Consider the following 3,092-nt stretch of genomic DNA (forward strand, 5'->3'; position numbering starts at 1 on the left):
TCTGCTGCCCCCAAATCCAAGCTGCCATTAGGTTACTAACCATTCATTCCAGTGTCTTGTGGACGATCGATCTGTGTCGGTACTGATTCTCGCTGGTGGTCGAAGTTCGCGGATGGGTCGCGATAAGGCGACCATTGAGATCGATGGAGTGCCATTAATTCGGCGGATTTATGATGCTGTGGCTGGCTGTGAGGATCTCGGAAATCGCGATCGATCGCTGCACCCGCAAATCTATGTAATTACCCCCTGGGCGGATAAATATCAGTCACTTTTACCGGAGGATTGTGAATTCATCCCCGAGCGATCGCCAGACTGCGGGCCATTGCTGGCTTTTTCACAAGCACTGACGGCAATTTCGACACCTTGGGTATTGACCCTCGCTTGCGATTTGCCCAATTTATCAACTTTAGCAATCCAATCCTGGATCGATGGATTGCCTGCTGTCGCCCCTGGGAGCATTGCTTATCTCCCCAAACACCCAGACAAAGGGTGGGAGGCGTTAGCTGGCTGCTATCGGCAAATTTGCCACCGCTCGTTGCGCATGTACATCGATCGGGGCGGTCGATCGTTTCAAGGTTGGCTCCGAGAGCAGGTAGTCACTGAGTTAGTCGTCACCGATCCCCGCTGGCTGGCAAACTGTAACACCCCCGCTGAGTTGGCACAGATTATCGCCGCTCGCCCGATTTCCTAGCAGCTAGAGCGGATATCGGTCTAAAATGGTAATCGATCGGCGAAAATTACGCTCGGTAAAAATATTAATTATTGGCATTGCTGAATTCAGGTATGAAGCATAGATTTAGCCCTGCTTGGTGAAACGCACGCTGAGGAAGCCTCAGCGCGATTTGGGTCGCTCCCAAGCTTGGGAGAGGGGAGCCAGAGCCGGAGGCGAAGGCGGGACTGAAGAGCGAACCATACCACAATTGAGCAACGCCAATTATCAATTATCAATTATCAATTATCAATTATCAATTCATCCATGACCTTACTACCGACTGATGATACCCCGTTGTACAATCATCCCCTGCCTGAAATCGAGCAATGGTTGCTCTCAATGGGTTGCGAACAAGATGATAGTGAGTTGCACTGCTGGCATATTACCAGACCAGATTGGCGCGCTGAAGTGTGTTTGGATATCGAAGAACTTACCGTTCGCTATCATGCCACTGCCGATAACCCCACCCCTCTGACCTCGGGCAATCCGAGTATTTATCGCACCTTCAAATATTCGCTGAGTCGTCAAGATATCGAAAACGCCGTGTTTGCAGGCCCCTAACGCGATCGGCTCGAAGCTCGGTCATGCTAAACTTAACTACAATTCATAGTATGATAGTATTTGGATGCTAGCTCTAATGTGGCTAGGATCTGCTCGCTAGCCGACGAACTCTAGATCCTAGCTTTTGGCAAGATTTGTTAGCGGCTCTGGAGTCGGTACAGATCGGTGTCAGTATTTACCCATCTATCGAGCCATGTTTCTAATCATCTCGCTTTCGGTCATCATGGGGATCGTTGTCGGTGCCAGTGGTGGTTATTTATGGCGGGATGCTGACGCCAAACGGCAACTGCAACAGGTATTGGCGGTGATGGAGACATCCGACTACCATGAAGATATCTCGCTCCCGATCGTATCACAGTTACGACGTCGGATCGTCATCAGTCAACAACAACATCAGCAGCTTCAGCAACAGTTATTTACGTGGCAATCTTTACTCCAAGATGCGCCGATTGGTTACTTGCAGCTCGATGCTGACAATCAAGTGTTATGGTGCAACCACAAGGCGCAACAGCTCCTCCAAATTCAGCGGTGGCAGCCCGGACAAACCAGACTATTATTAGAATTAGTCCGTTCCTACGAACTCGATCGCTTAATCACTAAAGTTCGATCGCAACAGGTAGCGGCGGAATTAGTTTGGCAGTTTCATTTTGGGTATCAAGAAGCCGCAAATTCCCAGTCGATTTGGATTGCAGCTAGTGGGATGCCGCTCGACGATGGTGCCATTGGCGTATTTATCGAGAGCCAGCAGCAACAAGTAGATACCGATGCCGCGCGGGAGCGGTGGCTAGGCGATCTCGCTCATGAAATTCGGACTCCCCTGACAGCTATTCACCTGATTGCCGAAACATTAGAATCTAAACTGCCCCCGGAGTTGACTCGTTGGGCGAGTCGGATCTTGCAAGAAACTAATCGCTTAATCGATTTAGTTCAACATTTTTTGGAACTGAGTCAGTTAGAAAACGCGGCTGCTCATTCGTTAAAATTGACGGAAGTTGACGTGGTACAGCTCATTGATGATACTTGGCATACTTTAGAACCAATTGCCAAGCAGCGCCAAATCGAATTTGTCTATACGGGACCAGCGCAATTAATCCTAGAAATCGATAAAGGTCGATTTACGCAAGTATTAATTAATTTATTTGATAATAGCCTGAAATTTTCTCCCGATCGCGGACATATTTGGCTCGATGTTAATCTGTTAAAATCAGCTCGACTTGGTGATAATACCGAGCCAAATTCAGTCTCGATCGATCTCTATGATGATGGTGCTGGTTTTACAGCTAGCGATCTCCCCTATGTTTTCGATCGGTTATATCGCGGCGATGTCTCGCGCCAGCGGAGCGAGACGGAGGCTGGTAAGCGCCATTCACAAACAACTGGTAGTGGCTTGGGACTAGCGATCGTCAGACAAATTATTCTCGCCCACCACGGCACGATCGTCGCCAATAATCACCCCAAAACTCATGGCGCTTGGCTCCAAATCGCGTTGCCAACTAGTGAGGGACATTCAACATTTAATTAAGTACATTAAGTATAAATTAAGGACGAATGTATGGATGCCCGATCTAAAAATTACTATGGCAATTGTGCCATTTATGACCGCAGCTAACACTCAAAAAATTGTTCGTCACATTTAATCGTTGGCGTAGCCTCCGCCTTGCGGAATCGTCATCGGCATAAAAATGACAGCTCGATAATTTTCAGATATAGTGATATTTAAGACAGTAATTAACTCACTAGGCTCGCTAATATAAAAATAGGTATTGAATATATAGTCCGGAGTGGATGACAGCTCCGAACGTAAATCATCCTACAATCC

The 3,092-nt window shown here is 47.8% G+C and carries 3 protein-coding genes; all 3 read left to right on the forward strand.

Features of this window, described 5'->3' with window-relative positions; translation table 11 throughout:
* Positions 1 to 58 precede the first annotated feature (58 nt).
* A complete protein-coding gene (locus RMO35_RS23340; protein WP_309744840.1) occupies positions 59 to 691 on the forward strand; it encodes a molybdenum cofactor guanylyltransferase in 633 nt (210 codons plus the stop codon).
* Positions 692 to 976: 285 nt separating this feature from the next.
* A complete protein-coding gene (locus tag RMO35_RS23345) occupies positions 977 to 1,273 on the forward strand; it encodes a DUF3143 domain-containing protein (protein ID WP_309744842.1) in 297 nt (98 codons plus the stop codon).
* Between the two features lie 124 nt (positions 1,274 to 1,397).
* Positions 1,398 to 2,795 carry a HAMP domain-containing sensor histidine kinase gene (locus RMO35_RS23350; protein WP_309744844.1) on the forward strand — a complete coding sequence of 466 codons (1,398 nt, stop codon included), beginning with the start codon at positions 1,398 to 1,400 and terminating at the stop codon, positions 2,793 to 2,795.
* The last annotated feature ends 297 nt before the right edge of the window (positions 2,796 to 3,092 follow it).

The organism is Chamaesiphon sp. OTE_20_metabat_361 (assembly GCF_031364565.1).